Origin of the sequence: Neptuniibacter sp. SY11_33 (genome assembly GCF_047778025.1) — a bacterium.
GTDB lineage: Bacteria > Pseudomonadota > Gammaproteobacteria > Pseudomonadales > Balneatricaceae > Neptuniibacter.
The window spans coordinates 3,352,353-3,367,762 of the sequence record NZ_CP180543.1 but is presented as its reverse complement, the minus strand read 5'-3'; the positions used below and the strand labels follow the sequence as shown (position 1 = coordinate 3,367,762).

Below are 15,410 nucleotides of genomic sequence, written 5' to 3'. Positions count from 1 at the left end.
AAGTATGACCAAGCAAGAGAATAAACCTGTGCCAAACCCTTGTGTAGGAGTTTGTGCGCTGGATGAGAATGACTTATGTATCGCCTGTCAGCGAAGTGGTATCGAAATAGCGGAATGGGGTGTTTACTCAAATGATGAAAAACGCGCTGTCTGGGAAAAAATTAAGCTGCGTGAGCAAGGCCAGTTACCGGAGTAATCCAAGATGAAGGTTATGATTGATATCTGTATCGTGCCTTTAGGTGTCGGTGTGTCAGTATCTGAGTATGTAGCGGCTTGTCAGCAAATTTTTGATAAGGCAGGTCTAAGTCACCAGATGCATGCATACGGCACCAATGTTGAAGGCGACTGGGATGAGGTCATGTTGGCGGTGAAGCGCTGTCATGAAACTGTACATGAAATGGGTGCGCCGAGAATAACGACATCAATGCGCTTAGGTACACGTACAGATAGAGAGCAAACGATGCAGGATAAGGTGGATAGCGTTCAAGCTAAGCTTAGTTAGAAGCTGGCTTAAATGACTCCCTTTAGTAGAGTAGCTACCTAGGGAGTCGGCCTTCTGAACTCTATTCTTCTACCGGTTTAGGCAGGGCGATAATGCGAGCGGTCTTAATTACATTGTCGCTGACTTGAAGTGTTTCGATGCGGTACTGTTCCAACTGCAGGCAAACATTAGCATCAGGAATCGACTCCAATGTTTCTGTTATCAGGCCGTTCATTGTTTTCGGGCCATCAGTTGGTAGTTCCCAATCCAGCGCTTTATTTACATCACGGATATAAGCGGTGCCATCGACAAAATAGCTACCGTCTTCCTGCAAAAAGATATCTTGATCGGCTTCTTTGTTGTTCGATGACAACTCACCCACAATCTCTTCTAGGATGTCTTCCAGCGTCACAATGCCTTGTACGTCACCATACTCATCAACCACCATACCGATACGGCGGTTTTGAGATTGGAAGTGCAGTAGTTGCGTCTGTAAAGGAGTGCTTTCCGGAATAAAGTAAGGCTCTCGGATCACTTGAAGGATCGCCGCCTTAGTTACGGTACCACTGTGGAAAACCTGCGCTAGGTTGCGCATGTGCAGTAGGCCGACCACCTTGTTTAGCTCACCTTGATAGACTGGGAGGCGAGTATGCTCAGTACGGCTTAACTGCGAGATAATCGTATCAAGGTCATCATCTAGGTCGATACCCAGTACCTCGTTACGTGGCACCATGACATCATTAACTGTTACTTCGGATAGTTCTAACACACCAAGAAGCATGTTCTGGTTGTTTTGTGGAAGCAGTGCGCCTGCTTCGTGTACCAGCGTGCGCAGTTCTTCAGTACTGAGATGGTGACTGTTGTCGCCGGTTACATTAACGCCAAATAGCTTAAGGAAGTTGTTAGTAATACCGTTGATGATCCACACAAGCGGATAGATCAGTTTTAAAAGCGGCGCCAGAACTAAAGAGGCAGGAAAAGCGATCTTTTCAGGGTGAATTGCAGCCATCGTCTTTGGAGATACTTCTGCAAAGATTAGGATCAATACAGTCAAGCCAAAGGTGGCAACCATAATGCCGGCGTCGCCCCATAAGCGAACGCAGATGACAGTGGCGATAGCCGAAGCAAGGATGTTTACAAAGTTGTTACCGATCAGAATAACGCCAATCAGGCGGTCTGGTCGTGCAAGGAGTTTGCTGACGCGAATTGCGGCGCTGTGCTTTTTCTTAACTAAGTGTTTTAGGCGATATCGGTTGAGCGACATCATGCCGGTTTCGGAACTAGAGAAAAAAGCGGAACAAAGGATTAGGAAGCCAAGGACTCCCAAGAGAAAACTTATCGATGCGTCTTCCAAGACGGTATGCCTATATTAGTAATGGAGTGATATTTTTAAATGTGGCTCTTAGAGTGTCAAGCCATACTCTCGAATAATACGTGCTTTTATCTGGATATCAGATAAGCCATTCCATTACGGCTTTACTGCCAAAGAAACCGATCGCCAGAATCGCAAAGCTTGTGATCGTCCAGCGAATAGCTGCGTTTATTCTCCAGCCAAAAGTATTGCGACCAAATAGTAAGATGGCATAAAGCCCCCAAGCGATCAGAGATAGCACTGTTTTGTGTACAAGGTGCTGGGCAAATAGGTCTTCAAAGAATATAAAGCCAGTGACAAGCGCTGCGGTTAATAGTGTAAGTCCTGTCCAAAGCATCTCAAACAATAGGCGTTCCATTGTTTGCAGTGGCGGTAGTGAAGACACCAACCCGCGTGTGTGATGATGCTTAAGTGCCGAAACTTGTCGTGACAGTAAAATGGCTTGAATGGTCGCAATAGTGAAGATGCTGTAAGCCAAGATCGATAGCAGGATATGGAGGATTAATCCTGCATCGTAGGCTTTGCCTTCGCCGACACCTGCAACCCAAGTGGCTAATACCGTCATGGCGGCCATTGGGAATACGGCGATAAAGAGGTTGTCTATGCTCTGACGTAAACTGCTGAGTAATACTAAGCCCGCTACAAGCCAAGAGATCAACGAACCAACGCTAAAGAGGCTGAGGTTAATGCCGCCCGGTTGGTGCAGTACTAAAAAAATCGCAGCTGTGTGCGCTACCAGCCCCGCAAGACCTAAGGACTGATTGATTGAGCGAGATTGTTTGCGATCTCCGCGCATTATTTGCCATTGAAAAAAACCTGCGGTTGAGTAAAGCAGAATGGCAACTAATGTAGAAATGGATAACATCTTCGTCTCTTCTGTCCAGTGTTCCTGGAGAACAGTGTTTACAGGGTGGAGTGTAAATCGAGCCTTAGTTTGTCACAGATAGATGAAGGATAAAAGAAGAGGGGCTGCTAAGGATGCTTGGAGTGCGGTATAATACTGTGATTATTAATCCAAGATTATCGATTTCCTCTATGTAATGGGTCTTTTAAGGCTGTCTGTAAAGAGGAAGTGTGGGGCAGGACATGTTTGAGAATTTAACAGAACGACTTACGCATACGCTACGTTCAGTCACGGGTCAGGCGAAACTGACAGAAGACAATATTAAGGGCACATTGCGTGAAGTGCGTATGGCGCTGCTTGAAGCAGACGTGGCGTTGCCTGTTGTTAAAGAGTTCGTAAACAGCGTTAAAGAACGCGCGGTAGGTACCGAAGTAACCAAGAGTCTGACGCCGGGTCAGGTCTTTGTGAAGATCGTCAATGAAGAGATGGTCAAGGTTATGGGTGAGGCTAATGAAGGGCTTAACCTAGCGGCTAAGCCTCCTGCTGTTGTGATGATGGCCGGCCTTCAGGGTGCGGGTAAGACTACCTCTGTGGCTAAGCTTGGTCGTCACCTGCGTGAGCGTGAAAAGAAAAAGGTTTTGGTTGTTTCTGCTGACATCTATCGCCCAGCTGCGATCAAACAGCTAGAAACACTAGCGGGTGAAGTACAAGTAGACTTCTTCCCATCAACGGCTGAGCAAGATCCAGTTGATATCGCGAATGCTGCAATTGCCCATGCGCGTATCCAGCATCATGATGTCGTTCTTCTGGATACTGCAGGTCGTTTGCATGTTGATGAAGATATGATGGGTGAAATTAAGCGCTTACATGAAGCGGTTGATCCTATCGAAACCCTGTTTGTTGTTGATGCTATGACAGGTCAGGATGCGGCGAATACGGCTAAAGCGTTTAATGAAGTGTTACCGTTGACCGGTGTTGTTCTGACAAAAACCGATGGTGATGCCCGTGGCGGTGCTGCGCTTTCTGTGCGTCAGATAACAGGTAAGCCAATCAAGTTCTTAGGTGTGGGTGAAAAAGTTGATGCTTTAGAGCCATTCCACCCTGATCGTATCGCTTCCCGTATCTTAGGTATGGGTGACGTCCTTTCCCTTATCGAAGAAGCCGAGCAGAAGATCGATAAGCAGAAAGCTGAGAAATTCGCTAAGAAGATCAAAAAAGGTAAAGGTTTTGATCTAGAAGACTTCCGCGAACAGATCTCGCAGATGAAGAATATGGGCGGCATGATGGGCATGCTAGATAAACTGCCGGGTATGGGGCAGTTGGCGCAAGCGGCTGATGCTGCTAATGCCGAGAAAGGTATGCACCAGATGGAAGCAATCATTAACTCAATGACGCCGATGGAACGTCGTAAGCCTGATATCATTTCTGGCTCTCGTAAAAAGCGTATTGCTATGGGTTCTGGTACACAAGTGCAAGATGTTAACCGCCTGCTTAAACAGCATAAGCAGATGTCGAAAATGATGAAAAAGTTCAGCGGCAAAGGCGGTATGTCGAAGATGATGCGTGGAATGAAAGGCATGCTGCCACCAGGTATGGGTGGTGGCCCAGGTGGTATGGGTGGCATGGGAGGTCCTGGCGGCTTCCCACGCATGTAATAATTGCGCATTTATTAAACGAAATCACTTTATTAGGGCGGCAAATTCGCGTAGAATTGCCGCCCTGATTTTTCCGGTCCGATCTGCGTTAAAAACAGATTGGTTCATCAAACAGTGGGCGATATCAAAACCCACTCAATAAAAGGGTCTAACGCATGGTAATAATTCGTTTGTCTCGTGGTGGCGCTAAGAAGCGTCCTTTCTATCACATCTCAGTAGCGGACTCGCGTAATGCGCGTGACAGCCGTTTTATTGAGCGTGTTGGTTTCTTTAACCCAACTGCACGTGGTCAAGAAGAAGGTCTTCGTATCGATCTTGATCGTGTTGAATACTGGCAGAGCAAAGGCGCACAGCTTTCTGAGCGCGTTGCTAAGCTAGTAAAAGAAGCTAAAGCAGCTAAGTAATTTTTAGGTTTTTGATCAGGATTGAAAATGAGCAGTAATCCAAATAATGAACATCTCATTGTAGGAAGCATTACTGCGGTCTATGGGGTTAAGGGTTGGGTGAAAATTTATTCCCATACCGATCCAATGGAGAATATTTTCAATTATAAGCCTTGGCTATTAAAAATTGATGGTGTTTTAAAGCCTTTAGAGGTTGAAGCCAGCAAGCGCCATGGTAAAGGCCTGATTGCAAAACTGGCCGGTGTTGATGATCGTGATATCGCTCGCAATTATTGCGGCTTAGATATTGCGGTAGATGCGAGCCAGCTTCCAGTATTGGAAGAGGGTGAGTATTACTGGAGCCAGTTACAAAACCTATTAGTTTATACCGAGTCTGACCAATTGTTAGGCAAGGTGATCCGCCTGATGGAAACCGGTGCAAATGATGTATTGGTTGTGAAAGGTACAGCAGACAGCATTGATCAAAAAGAGCGTCTGTTGCCTTATCTTCCTGATCAGGTGATTAAAAAGATTGACTTGGAAACAGGTACGATGCGGGTCGATTGGGACCCAGAGTTCTGAACCATGTGGTTCGGGGTGGTGACACTCTTTCCTGAAATGTTTGATGCAATTCGTTGCTACGGCGTAACAGGTAAAGCGGTGAAAAATGGTTTGATACAGATGCAGTGCTGGAGTCCTAGGGACTTTACACACGATAAGCATAAAACTGTAGATGACCGACCTTATGGTGGTGGCCCAGGAATGTTGATGAAAATTCAACCTCTTAGGGATGCTATCCATGCTGCTAAAGCAGCTGCGGGTGGAGAGGCTAAAGTAATTTACCTTTCGCCGCAGGGCCGGCGCATGGATCATAAGGGCGTACAGGAACTGGCTTCGCGTGAGAGGTTGATTCTGGTAGCAGGGCGTTATGAAGGTATTGATGAGCGCCTGATAGAAACGGAAATTGATGAAGAGTGGTCGCTTGGGGATTTTGTCCTCAGTGGCGGTGAATTGCCGGCAATGACTATGATTGATGCAGTTTCTCGTTTAGTACCTGGGGTCTTAGGACATCAGGATTCAGCTACAGAAGATTCGTTTCATGATGGATTACTAGACTGTCCTCACTATACTCGACCAGAACAGTTCGACGATATGCAAGTGCCTGAAGTATTGTTGAGTGGCAACCACAAAGAGATCAGACGTTGGCGTCTGAAGCAGCAATTAGGAAGAACCTGGCAACGCCGGCCTGATTTGCTAGAAGATCTTGAGTTGGATACTGAACAAAAGTCATTGTTAACCGATTTTATCCGGGAGACCCAAGGGTCCGAAGGTTGAATGTTTAGGAGCAAGCGATGAGCGGCAAGAACCTAATTATTCAGCAGCTTGAAGCTGAACAAATGAACAAAGAAGTACCAGAATTCGCACCAGGTGATACTGTTGTAGTTCAGGTAAAAGTGGTTGAAGGTAACCGTACACGTCTACAGGCGTTCGAAGGCGTAGTGCTGGGCAAGCGTAACCGTGGTGTGAACTCTGCTTTCACTGTACGTAAAATCTCTCACGGTGTGGGCGTTGAGCGTACTTTCCAGACTTTCAGCACTACTGTAGATAGCATTGAAGTTAAACGTCGTGGTGATGTTCGCCAGGCTAAACTTTACTACCTACGTGAGCGTAGCGGTAAGTCTGCACGTATCAAAGAGAAGTTGGGTTAATTCATCTTCCTCTCTTAAAAAAAGCGGCTTTATGCCGCTTTTTTTGTTTTTGTTTTCTGTTTATTCGTTGAGAAGCATCAAGTGAATAGATAAAGGGTTGGACAGATTCGCCAGTTCCCACCCATAATAACAACTATCATTAGGGTTCCGTGCATATAGGGAGAGCTTTCGGGGCTAAGGTTTATGCAAGTTAACGTGATCAAAAAAATTGCAACTGTGCTATCGGTTATTTGTGCGCCGATTGCGCTTTTCGCCGCTGTGTACGGTTTTGTCTGGTGGAAGGTCTCTACTGCAGCGGACAGCTTTGCAAAGGATATCGCGCCTTTTGCAAAAATGACCTATCAAGATATTCATATCGACCTTGTGGAGGCTCAGGTGGGCCTCAAAGGTATCTCGTTTGTCCCAACAGGTTCAGAAGGTGAAATTGATGTTCAGTTTGCAGTACTGAAGGCGCCTTCATGGGGCTTTGTTCTCGATTTAGAAGAAAAGCTCTCCAAGGGTGAGCTACCTGATGCATTTAATGTTGATCTCAAAGGCCTCAATATAAGCCTGAATAGTGGGTATATGCAGGATTGGGGGCGTATGGTGCTAGAAGCCCAGCGTGAAGCAGGCCAAAGCTATGATGCACTAGCTTGTGGTGGCTTGGAATTTATCGGTTTACCTGAAATTCGAAAAATGGGCTACGGCCACCTGAATTCTGATGTTTCCTTTCAATACCATTTTGATGCACTTGATAGAGAATTGAATTTTGATCTGCAAAGTAGGACGAAGCAGGTCGCGAATATAAGTATGTCGATGGTGCTCAAGGTTGCGAGCGAAACATTGAATATGCAATCCATCGTGTTTGCTCAGCCGCAGCTAAAGCATATTGAAGCGCGCTACTTTGATCGCGGTTATAACCAAAAGCGTAATAAATTCTGTGCGAATTTAAATAAAGAACCGGTTAAGAGTTATCGCGAACGTTATAAAAACTTACTTTCAAAACGTTTAGCTTATGAAGGCTGGAAGATTCCTGATGAGCTATTTAATGCGTTTGAAGGTCTGAATAATCCGGGAAGCTCGTTATATCTACGTGTGGATGTTCCTAAGGGGTTTGGTATTCAATCTATGGCGTTAATTCAAACGCCGAGCGATTTGGTGCGCGAGTTAAATCCTTATGTTGAGTTTAGTAAGAAGTATGTAGCGCTTGATGGATTGGATTGGTCTGAGCCAGACCCAGAAGGGGAGCGTTTGCTTCGAGAATTGATGCAAAGCCAAGAGCCTCCTGAATTGGTATTAGGTGAAGAGATCGAGAAGGTTGTAGAGCCCGAAGAAGAGCTGGAAGTAGTGCCTGCAGTTACTATGTATCAGCGACCTAAACCGAAGAAACCCGTGCAAAAGTCATTCAAGAAGATTGCTGTTGAAGAGCTGGGTGCTCACATAGGTAAGTCGGTGATTCTCTATACTTACTTTGGTCAGAAAGTTGAGGGGCGATTAGTCGCTGTAACCGATAAAGTCATCACTGTTGAGCATCGTGTCGTTAGTGGTCGTGGCACTGCAACTTACCCGATGGCTTACGATAAGATTCAAAGTGCACAGTTATATCATTAGAGCGTTTGTCTGACGTTTGGAGTATAAGTGGTAGAAAAACGTGAGGCGGAAACGGTGCATCCCAGTGATGCGCAGTTAATTGATACTTATTTAGATGTGGTCTGGATGGAGAAGGGGTTAAGTGACAATACCTTAGCATCTTACCGTCGAGATCTTACTCAGTTTGCTATTTGGCTGCGTCCTAATGCAGTTCGTTTACTTACCTGTACAAGGGCTGATATACAGGCCTACCTCGGATGGCGGGTAAAAGAGCGATTAAGGCCTAGTTCAACCTCCAGAATGTTATCCTGCCTGCGCGGTTTGTACCGTTATCTTCTTCGTGAGGGGGAGATAGAGGAAGATCCTGTGCTGCTGATTCAAAGCCCTAAAAAAGGCCGTAGCCTGCCAAAAACCCTAACAGAGGCCGATGTCGAAGCTTTATTAGAGGCCCCTGAGCTTAATGATCCTGTGCAGTTTAGAGATCGTGCGATGCTGGAGGTGTTGTATGCTACAGGGTTGCGTGTCTCTGAGTTGGTTGCTCTGAAAGTGCATGAAATGAACCTCAATCAGGGAGTGATTCGAGTCATGGGTAAAGGCGGAAAAGAGCGTTTGGTTCCCTTGGGCGATGAAGCGATCAGTTGGGTGAAACGCTATGAATCACAAGTTCGCCCTCTGTTGATGGGTGAAGAGATGGATGATGTAGTATTTCCAAGTAGGCGAGGGCAGCAGATGACTCGACAAACCTTTTGGCACAGGGTTAAACGTCATGCCCTAACGGCCGGCATTGATAAGCCGTTATCACCACACGTATTACGACATGCTTTTGCTACTCACTTGATCAATCATGGTGCCGATCTACGTGTGGTTCAGATGTTATTGGGCCATAGCGATCTATCTACCACGCAGATCTATACCCATGTAGCGCAACAGCGACTGCAATCCTTGCATCAGCAGCATCACCCGCGAGGTTAATCTGCTAGACTGTGGAACTTTTCGTTAGATCGAGAGTCTCTTCTTGGTATTGGCATAAGTCTGAGCTTTATTAGATTTGGAAATTTTATGAAAAACTTATTTAAAACGTTTGCTTGCCTTTGGGCGTGTGTAGCCACATCAGTAATGGCGGCAGAAGCTGAAGGGATTATCGAACAGAACCTTAAGAAAGTGGATGCTAGGATTGTTGTCAAAGAGATTGGCGATGCGCCTTTATCTGGATTGCGTGAAGTCGAGTTAAACAGTGGTGAAGTGCTGTATGCCGATGAGAAAGGTGAATACTTTCTTATTGGTAAACTCTATCGCTTCACCGACAAAGAAGGGTTTGTTGATCTAACCGAGCGTAAGAAAAGTGCGCAGCGTAAAGTTCAGATGGCTGATCTAGATGAAGAACAGTTAGTCGTTTATAAGCCTAAGGGTGAAGTAAAAGCGACTGTGAATATCTTTACAGATGTCGATTGCCCATATTGCCGTAAGCTGCATGCCGAGATTCCAGCTCTGAACGAGCAAGGTGTTCAAGTTAATTACTTGGCTTACCCTCGTAATGGTACTGGTACAGGTACTTTTAAAAGCATGGTATCTATCTGGTGTGCAGAGGGTGCTGAAGGTCGTCGTCAAGCGATGGATCAAGCTAAATCAGGTGGTCGTCCAGCAGCTAAGACTTGTGATAACCCTGTATTAGATCAACTGCAGTTGGGTCAGTCTGTCGGTGTGACAGGTACGCCTGCAATTATTTTTGAAGATGGTCGTTTGTACCCAGGATATGCGCCAGCGCAGCAGTTGGTTAAACTGTTAGATCTTGAAAAATAACCCAGTGTGATTACTGAGAAGGAGGCTATTTAGCCTCCTTTTTTATTTGTTGGGTCATAATGGGCTCAGAGATAGAGCTATTGCCTTGTTTTGGCTATAATAGCCGCCTTATTTTTTGTAGATTGCGGTAATTGCCTGAAAAAAAGAGGCTATCGCGGTTTTTTTTAGTTCAACAGCATGCGAGGTGCAGGTTTGAAACCGGTTAAAGTTGGTATCTGCGGACTAGGTACAGTCGGTGGTGGCACATTTAATGTGCTGAAGCGCAATGCGGAAGAGATTGCTCGTCGAGCAGGCCGCAAGATTATTGTTGAAGAGGTTGGTGCTCGCGACACAAACCCAGATTGCGATACCAAAGGCACTCAGATTACCAACGATATTTTTGCTGTAGCTAAAAACCCAGAAATTGATGTTGTTGTTGAACTGATTGGTGGCTACGACGTTGCTAAAGAGCTGGTTATGACAGCAATTGAGCACGGCAAGCACGTTGTAACTGCAAACAAAGCATTGATTGCGGTTCACGGTAACGAGATCTTTGAAGCCGCTCAGAAGAAGAACGTTATGGTTGCGTTCGAAGCGTCTGTTGCGGGCGGTATTCCGATCATCAAAGCGATCCGCGAAGGCCTTTCTGCAAACAAGATCAACTGGTTGGCAGGTATCATCAACGGTACAGGTAACTTCATCATGACTGAAATGCGTGACAAAGGTCGTGCATTTGAAGATGTGTTGAAAGAAGCGCAAGAGCTTGGTTACGCAGAAGCGGACCCAACGTTCGATGTTGAAGGTATCGATGCAGCTCACAAACTGACTATTCTTGCGTCTTTGGCGTTTGGTGTACCGCTACAGTTTGAAAAAGCGTTCACTGAGGGCATCAGCAAGATCACACGTGATGACGTACAGTATGCTGAAGAGCTAGGCTACCGTATCAAGCATTTAGGTATCACTCGCCGCACTGATAATGGTGTTGAGCTACGTGTTCATCCAACACTGATCCCTGAATCAGCGCTAATCGCTAACGTAAACGGCGTAATGAACGCTGTTCTAGTTGACGGGGATGCTGTTGGTCAGACTATGTACTATGGCGCAGGTGCGGGTGCTGAGCCTACAGCCTCTGCTGTGGTTGCTGATATCGTTGATGTTGTTCGTACGCTAACCGCTGATCGTGACAACCGTGTACCTCACTTGGCTTTCCAGCCGACTGAGCTATCTGATGCGCCGATTCTACCAATTGAACAAACTGAATCTGCATACTACCTGCGCATGAATGCACAGGAGAAGCCAGGTGTGCTAGCTAAAATCTCTAGCATCCTAGGTGCGCAAGATATCAATATTGAAGCGATCATCCAGAAAGAAACAGCTGAAGACCAGGTGCCAGTAATTATCCTGACTCAGTCTGTTCTTGAGCAAAAAGTGAATGATGCAATTGCTCAGATCGAAGCATTAGATGAAATCAACGGTTCGGTTACACGTATCCGTGCTGAGCACTTTGATAGTTAAGGAGTAAACCCCGTGAAATATATCTCTACCCGGGGACAGGCTCCGGCAATGAACTTTGAAGAGGTTTTGCTGGCTGGTTTGGCAAGTGATGGTGGTCTATATGTACCTGAAACGCTGCCAACATTTAGCAAAGAAGAGATCGCTTCTTGGGCTGGTTTGCCGTACAACGAGCTTGCTTACAATGTGATTAAGCCATTCGTTGATGATTGTATCGACGATGCTGATCTTAAAAAGATGATCGATGAAACCTATGCCGGTTTTAATCACATCGCTGTAGCACCGTTGAAAGAGCTAGGTACTAACGAGTGGGTTCTGGAGTTATTCCACGGCCCAACATTAGCGTTTAAAGACTTCGCACTTCAGCTGCTAGGCCGTCTAATGGACTATGCATTGCAGAAGCGTGGCGAGCATTTGGTAATCATGGGAGCAACTTCCGGTGATACAGGTTCAGCTGCGATCGAAGGCTGCTGCCACAGCAAGCATCTAGATATCTTTATTCTGCATCCGCATAACCGCGTATCAGAAGTTCAGCGTCGTCAGATGACGACGATCATTAAAGACAATGTCTTTAATATCGCGCTGGAAGGTAACTTTGATGATTGCCAACAGATGGTAAAAGACAGCTTTGCTAATCAGGACTTCCTGAAAGGCATGAAACTGGGTGCTGTAAACTCGATTAACTGGGCACGTATCATGGCTCAGATCGTTTACTACTTCTCAGCTTCTTTGGCTGTTGGCGGTCCTCACCGTGAAGTAAGTTTCTCTGTACCAACAGGTAACTTCGGCGATATTTTCGCAGGTTACTTGGCGAAGCAGATGGGCTTGCCGGTTAAGCAGCTAGTTGTTGCAACTAACAAAAATGACATCCTGCACCGTGTTATCTCCGGTAACGACATGTCTAAAGGTGAGTTGGTTCACACGCTATCTCCTTCTATGGATATCATGGTGTCTTCTAACTTCGAGCGTATGCTATTTGATGTATACGGTCGTAACGGTGAAGAGATCAGCGATTTAATGGCACGCTTCTCGAAAGAGTCTGTAGAACTAGATCCTGCACGTTGGGAGAAAGTTCGCGAGCTATTCGATAGCTATGCAGTAGATGATGAGACAACCTGTGATGTGATCAAGCAGGTATTCGAAGAGACTGAATATCTTCTAGACCCACACACAGCGATCGGTGTTAAAGCTGGACGTGAATGTAACCGCGATCAATCAGTGCCAATGATTACCCTATCAACAGCACATCCGGTTAAATTCCCTGAACCGGTGGTTAAAGCTGGCTTGGATGCACCGCATCTGCCTGCGCACATGGCTGACCTGTTCGAACGTGAAGAGAAGCTAGAAGTGCTAGACAATGATCTGAACACCGTTCAGCAGTATGTAGCGAGTCATGTACACACTGAGTAACTATTAATCAGATGTGATATTCTCAAAACCCGACGTTAACGTCGGGTTTTTTGTGTCTGACAGAAAAATAATAATACAGGGGCCTATGGACATGGCTGATCAGTTTTTTATTCTTTCAAAGATCTTATGGTTTGTCGCGCAACCGGATCATCTTTTACTGCTAATGCTTCTGTTTGGCCTGCTCTTGTGGTGCCGGGCATTGGGCGTGTTTCTGGTCTGGACCTCTGTTTTGGCGATGCTGACAATCAGTGTATATCCAGTGGCTAACTATCTGTTAGAGCCGTTAGAACAGCGCTTTCCGCAACCTGTATTATCAGAAGCTAAAGAGCCTATCGCGGGGATAATTGTCCTGGGTGGTGGTGAAAATGCAGAAATGTCCTCTCATACACAATGGCCTGAATTTAATCAGGCTGCAGACCGTTTAATGGCACTGCCCGGATTAATGCTGCGTTACCCCCAAGCAAAAATAGTTATCACTGGAGGTTCTGGAGCTCTATTGGCACCGGAATTTCGTGGCGGTGACGTTGCTGAGCAATGGTTGCATCAGCAAGGTATGGGGGCGCGTGTAACGATCGAGCGCGATTCGCGAAATACTTTTCAAAATGCCATCTATACCAAGGATTTGATCGCGAATACTGAGGGTAAGGTCGAAGGAAAATGGTTGTTAGTAACATCAGCGTTCCATATGCCGCGTTCGGTTGGCGTGTATCGTAAAGCGGGGATTGATGTAATCCCTTTCCCTGTTGATTACCGCGCCGGTACAATGCGTTTCGATCCTGGCCTGAATAAAAATATGAATGGACTAAACACTGCTGTTAAGGAGTGGATAGGCCTATTGGCGTATCACTACACTGAAAAAACCGACGTGTTGTTCCCGGCGCCTTTTAGCACCATTGAATTAGAGAGCGAATGAAGCAGTTAAACATTTCACCTAGGCCGCAGGTCGATACATCAGTACCTGTGTTTCAGCAGGTAAACCCAGTTTTAGCGCGTATCTATGCATCACGTGGAGTGCATGATCTGCAAGGGCTTGGCAGGAGCTTGAATGAGCTTTTGCCCGATAGTGGCTTGGCAGGCATTGATGAAGCCGTTAACCGTTTAGTCAGGGCGTTCGAGCAACGGGAAAAAATCTTAATTATTGGTGATTTTGATTGTGATGGTGCGACTAGTACCTCTGTTGCTGTTTTAGCTCTGAGAATGATGGGGGTAGCAGAGGTAGGTTATCTGGTACCTAACCGCTTTGAGTATGGTTATGGCTTAAGTCCTGAGATTGTGGCGGAGGCGCTGAAGCAATCCCCTGATCTATTGATAACCGTCGATAATGGTATTTCAAGTATTGATGGCGTTGCTGCGGCGACTGCTGCGGGTCTGGAAGTGATTGTTACGGATCACCATTTGGCTGGTAAGGAGCTTCCTGCTGCGTGTGCGATAGTGAATCCGAATCAACCTGATTGTCAGTTTACAGCTAAATCTACCTGCGGTGTCGGTGTTATCTTCTATGTGATGATTGCACTTCGTAGGGCGCTTCAGCAGAAAGATTGGTTCGCTATAAATGGATTACCTAGCCCTAACTTAGGTTCACTCTTAGATCTTGTTGCTTTAGGAACGGTTGCGGATGTTGTTCCTTTAGAGCAGAACAACCGTGTGCTGGTTCATCAAGGTATACAACGTATCAAAGCGGGGCATTGTCGTCCGGGCCTTAAAGCGTTGATAGAGCTTTCGGGCCGTCAACAACATAAAGTCGCTTCATCAGATCTTGGTTTCGCTATAGCGCCACGCTTGAATGCCGCTGGCCGTTTAGAAGACATGTCGATCGGTATCGAGTGTTTGCTGACTGAATCAGAACAGAAAGCCAAAGATCTAGCAGCTACGCTGAACGATCTTAACCAAGAACGTAAAGGTATAGAGCAGGAAATGCAGCAACAGGCACTCGATCTGCTCGATAAGCTGCAACTAGACTCTGCGCAGCTGCCGTATGGTCTATCTCTGTATGAGCCTGAATGGCATCAAGGGGTGATCGGTATTCTGGCTTCTAGGATTAAAGATCGAACGCACCGCCCAGTGATAGCCTTTGCTCAAGGTGATGAAGGCGAGTTAAAAGGCTCCGCGCGTTCTATTCCAGGCTTTCATGTGCGAGACGGTTTAGATGCGATTGCTGCGCGATACCCATCACTTTTACGCAAGTTCGGTGGTCATGCCATGGCTGCAGGCTTGACCATCAAAGCTACAGATCTAGAACTGTTTCAAAACGCTTTTGATGAAGAAGTTAGGCGTCAATTAAGTGAGTCAGACCTCCAGCAAGAGGTGTTGACCGATGGTGAGCTTACAGCCGCTGAGATGACCATCGAGTTAGCAGAGTTGTTACGTGATGCTGGTCCTTGGGGGCATCAGTTTCCCGAACCGCTGTTTGATGGTCAATTTACCTTGATCCAGCAAAGAGTGGTCGGTCAAAGACACCTGAAAATGGTGTTGATGGAGCCGGTTTCTGGTTTGGCTGTCGATGCGATTCAGTTTAATGCTGATATGGAATTATGGCCGGATCAGGATATTACCCAAGTTAGAGCCGTGTATCGTTTGGATGTAAATGAGTTCCGCGGTAAACGATCGGTGCAAATGCTGGTGGATCATCTGCTGCCTGAATAGTATCTTTGCCGCCTCTATTGTCTGATTCTTAACAGGAAGCAGCGAAGTTGCTG

General features: G+C 46.2%; 16 protein-coding genes. 14 read left to right on the top strand and 2 right to left on the bottom strand.

The features are described from left to right. Positions 1–4: 4 nt before the first annotated feature. Both ACMXYV_RS15920 and ACMXYV_RS15915 read left to right on the top strand, forming a co-directional pair. Entirely contained in the window at positions 5–196 is a 192-nt protein-coding gene (locus ACMXYV_RS15920; protein WP_415889427.1) for a DUF1289 domain-containing protein, read from the top strand. 6 nt (positions 197–202) lie between these two features. Continuing rightward, entirely contained in the window at positions 203–502 is a 300-nt protein-coding gene (locus ACMXYV_RS15915; protein ID WP_415889426.1) for an MTH1187 family thiamine-binding protein, read from the top strand. 61 nt (positions 503–563) lie between these two features. On the opposite strand, the gene ACMXYV_RS15910 is transcribed toward ACMXYV_RS15915, so the two are convergent. Further along, entirely contained in the window at positions 564–1,835 is a 1,272-nt protein-coding gene (locus ACMXYV_RS15910; protein ID WP_415889425.1) for an HlyC/CorC family transporter, read from the bottom strand. 97 nt (positions 1,836–1,932) lie between these two features. Then, positions 1,933–2,718, bottom strand: a complete 786-nt coding sequence (locus ACMXYV_RS15905; protein WP_415889424.1) for an inner membrane protein YpjD — start codon at positions 2,716–2,718, stop codon at positions 1,933–1,935. Between the two features lie 221 nt (positions 2,719–2,939). Here ACMXYV_RS15905 and ffh point away from each other — a divergent pair, with 221 nt between their 5' ends. The 12 genes from ffh to recJ all read left to right on the top strand — a co-directional run bounded on the left by ffh (position 2,940) and on the right by recJ (position 15,357). Beyond that, positions 2,940–4,352, top strand: a complete 1,413-nt coding sequence (gene ffh / locus ACMXYV_RS15900) for a signal recognition particle protein (protein WP_415889423.1) — start codon at positions 2,940–2,942, stop codon at positions 4,350–4,352. A gap of 155 nt (positions 4,353–4,507) precedes the next feature. After that, the gene (gene rpsP, locus ACMXYV_RS15895; protein ID WP_415882555.1) at positions 4,508–4,756 is read left to right on the top strand and encodes a 30S ribosomal protein S16; all 249 of its coding nucleotides are present in this window, start codon (positions 4,508–4,510) and stop codon (positions 4,754–4,756) included. A 27-nt stretch (positions 4,757–4,783) separates the two neighbouring features. Further along, a complete protein-coding gene (gene rimM, locus ACMXYV_RS15890; RefSeq protein WP_415889422.1) occupies positions 4,784–5,317 on the top strand; it encodes a ribosome maturation factor RimM in 534 nt (177 codons plus the stop codon). A 3-nt stretch (positions 5,318–5,320) separates the two neighbouring features. After that, complete coding sequence (trmD, locus tag ACMXYV_RS15885) at positions 5,321–6,070, top strand: tRNA (guanosine(37)-N1)-methyltransferase TrmD (protein WP_415889421.1); 750 nt, start codon at positions 5,321–5,323, stop codon at positions 6,068–6,070. 17 nt (positions 6,071–6,087) lie between these two features. Then, entirely contained in the window at positions 6,088–6,444 is a 357-nt protein-coding gene (rplS, locus tag ACMXYV_RS15880) for a 50S ribosomal protein L19 (RefSeq protein ID WP_415882552.1), read from the top strand. Positions 6,445–6,627: 183 nt separating this feature from the next. Then, positions 6,628–8,034, top strand: a complete 1,407-nt coding sequence (locus tag ACMXYV_RS15875; protein ID WP_415889420.1) for a hypothetical protein — start codon at positions 6,628–6,630, stop codon at positions 8,032–8,034. A gap of 105 nt (positions 8,035–8,139) precedes the next feature. Further along, the gene (gene xerD, locus ACMXYV_RS15870) at positions 8,140–8,985 is read left to right on the top strand and encodes a site-specific tyrosine recombinase XerD (RefSeq protein WP_415891459.1); all 846 of its coding nucleotides are present in this window, start codon (positions 8,140–8,142) and stop codon (positions 8,983–8,985) included. Positions 8,986–9,072: 87 nt separating this feature from the next. Then, the gene (locus ACMXYV_RS15865) at positions 9,073–9,813 is read left to right on the top strand and encodes a DsbC family protein (RefSeq protein ID WP_415889419.1); all 741 of its coding nucleotides are present in this window, start codon (positions 9,073–9,075) and stop codon (positions 9,811–9,813) included. A 192-nt stretch (positions 9,814–10,005) separates the two neighbouring features. Then, a complete protein-coding gene (locus ACMXYV_RS15860) occupies positions 10,006–11,307 on the top strand; it encodes a homoserine dehydrogenase (RefSeq protein ID WP_415889418.1) in 1,302 nt (433 codons plus the stop codon). 12 nt (positions 11,308–11,319) lie between these two features. Next, positions 11,320–12,714, top strand: a complete 1,395-nt coding sequence (thrC, locus tag ACMXYV_RS15855) for a threonine synthase (protein ID WP_415889417.1) — start codon at positions 11,320–11,322, stop codon at positions 12,712–12,714. A 91-nt stretch (positions 12,715–12,805) separates the two neighbouring features. Beyond that, positions 12,806–13,627 (top strand): YdcF family protein, encoded by an 822-nt coding sequence (locus ACMXYV_RS15850; protein ID WP_415889416.1) that lies wholly within the window; start codon positions 12,806–12,808, stop codon positions 13,625–13,627. Then, positions 13,624–15,357 carry a single-stranded-DNA-specific exonuclease RecJ gene (gene recJ / locus ACMXYV_RS15845; protein WP_415889415.1) on the top strand — a complete coding sequence of 578 codons (1,734 nt, stop codon included), beginning with the start codon at positions 13,624–13,626 and terminating at the stop codon, positions 15,355–15,357. The genes ACMXYV_RS15850 and recJ overlap by 4 nt, the downstream gene beginning before the upstream one ends. Positions 15,358–15,410: the final 53 nt, after the last annotated feature.

What these genes read in the sequence shown, in the direction of transcription:
- recJ (WP_415889415.1), top strand. Translation starts at nt 13,624, where the DNA reads ATGAAGCAGTTAAACATTTCACCTAGGCCGCAGGTCGATACATCAGTA.
- trmD (WP_415889421.1), top strand. Translation starts at nt 5,321, where the DNA reads ATGTGGTTCGGGGTGGTGACACTCTTTCCTGAAATGTTTGATGCAATT.
- xerD (WP_415891459.1), top strand. Translation starts at nt 8,140, where the DNA reads ATGGAGAAGGGGTTAAGTGACAATACCTTAGCATCTTACCGTCGAGAT.
- ACMXYV_RS15865 (WP_415889419.1), top strand. Translation starts at nt 9,073, where the DNA reads ATGAAAAACTTATTTAAAACGTTTGCTTGCCTTTGGGCGTGTGTAGCC.
- ACMXYV_RS15875 (WP_415889420.1), top strand. Translation starts at nt 6,628, where the DNA reads ATGCAAGTTAACGTGATCAAAAAAATTGCAACTGTGCTATCGGTTATT.
- rimM (WP_415889422.1), top strand. Translation starts at nt 4,784, where the DNA reads ATGAGCAGTAATCCAAATAATGAACATCTCATTGTAGGAAGCATTACT.
- ACMXYV_RS15905 (WP_415889424.1), bottom strand. Translation starts at nt 2,718, where the DNA reads ATGTTATCCATTTCTACATTAGTTGCCATTCTGCTTTACTCAACCGCA.
- rplS (WP_415882552.1), top strand. Translation starts at nt 6,088, where the DNA reads ATGAGCGGCAAGAACCTAATTATTCAGCAGCTTGAAGCTGAACAAATG.
- rpsP (WP_415882555.1), top strand. Translation starts at nt 4,508, where the DNA reads ATGGTAATAATTCGTTTGTCTCGTGGTGGCGCTAAGAAGCGTCCTTTC.
- ffh (WP_415889423.1), top strand. Translation starts at nt 2,940, where the DNA reads ATGTTTGAGAATTTAACAGAACGACTTACGCATACGCTACGTTCAGTC.
- ACMXYV_RS15915 (WP_415889426.1), top strand. Translation starts at nt 203, where the DNA reads ATGAAGGTTATGATTGATATCTGTATCGTGCCTTTAGGTGTCGGTGTG.
- ACMXYV_RS15850 (WP_415889416.1), top strand. Translation starts at nt 12,806, where the DNA reads ATGGCTGATCAGTTTTTTATTCTTTCAAAGATCTTATGGTTTGTCGCG.
- ACMXYV_RS15920 (WP_415889427.1), top strand. Translation starts at nt 5, where the DNA reads ATGACCAAGCAAGAGAATAAACCTGTGCCAAACCCTTGTGTAGGAGTT.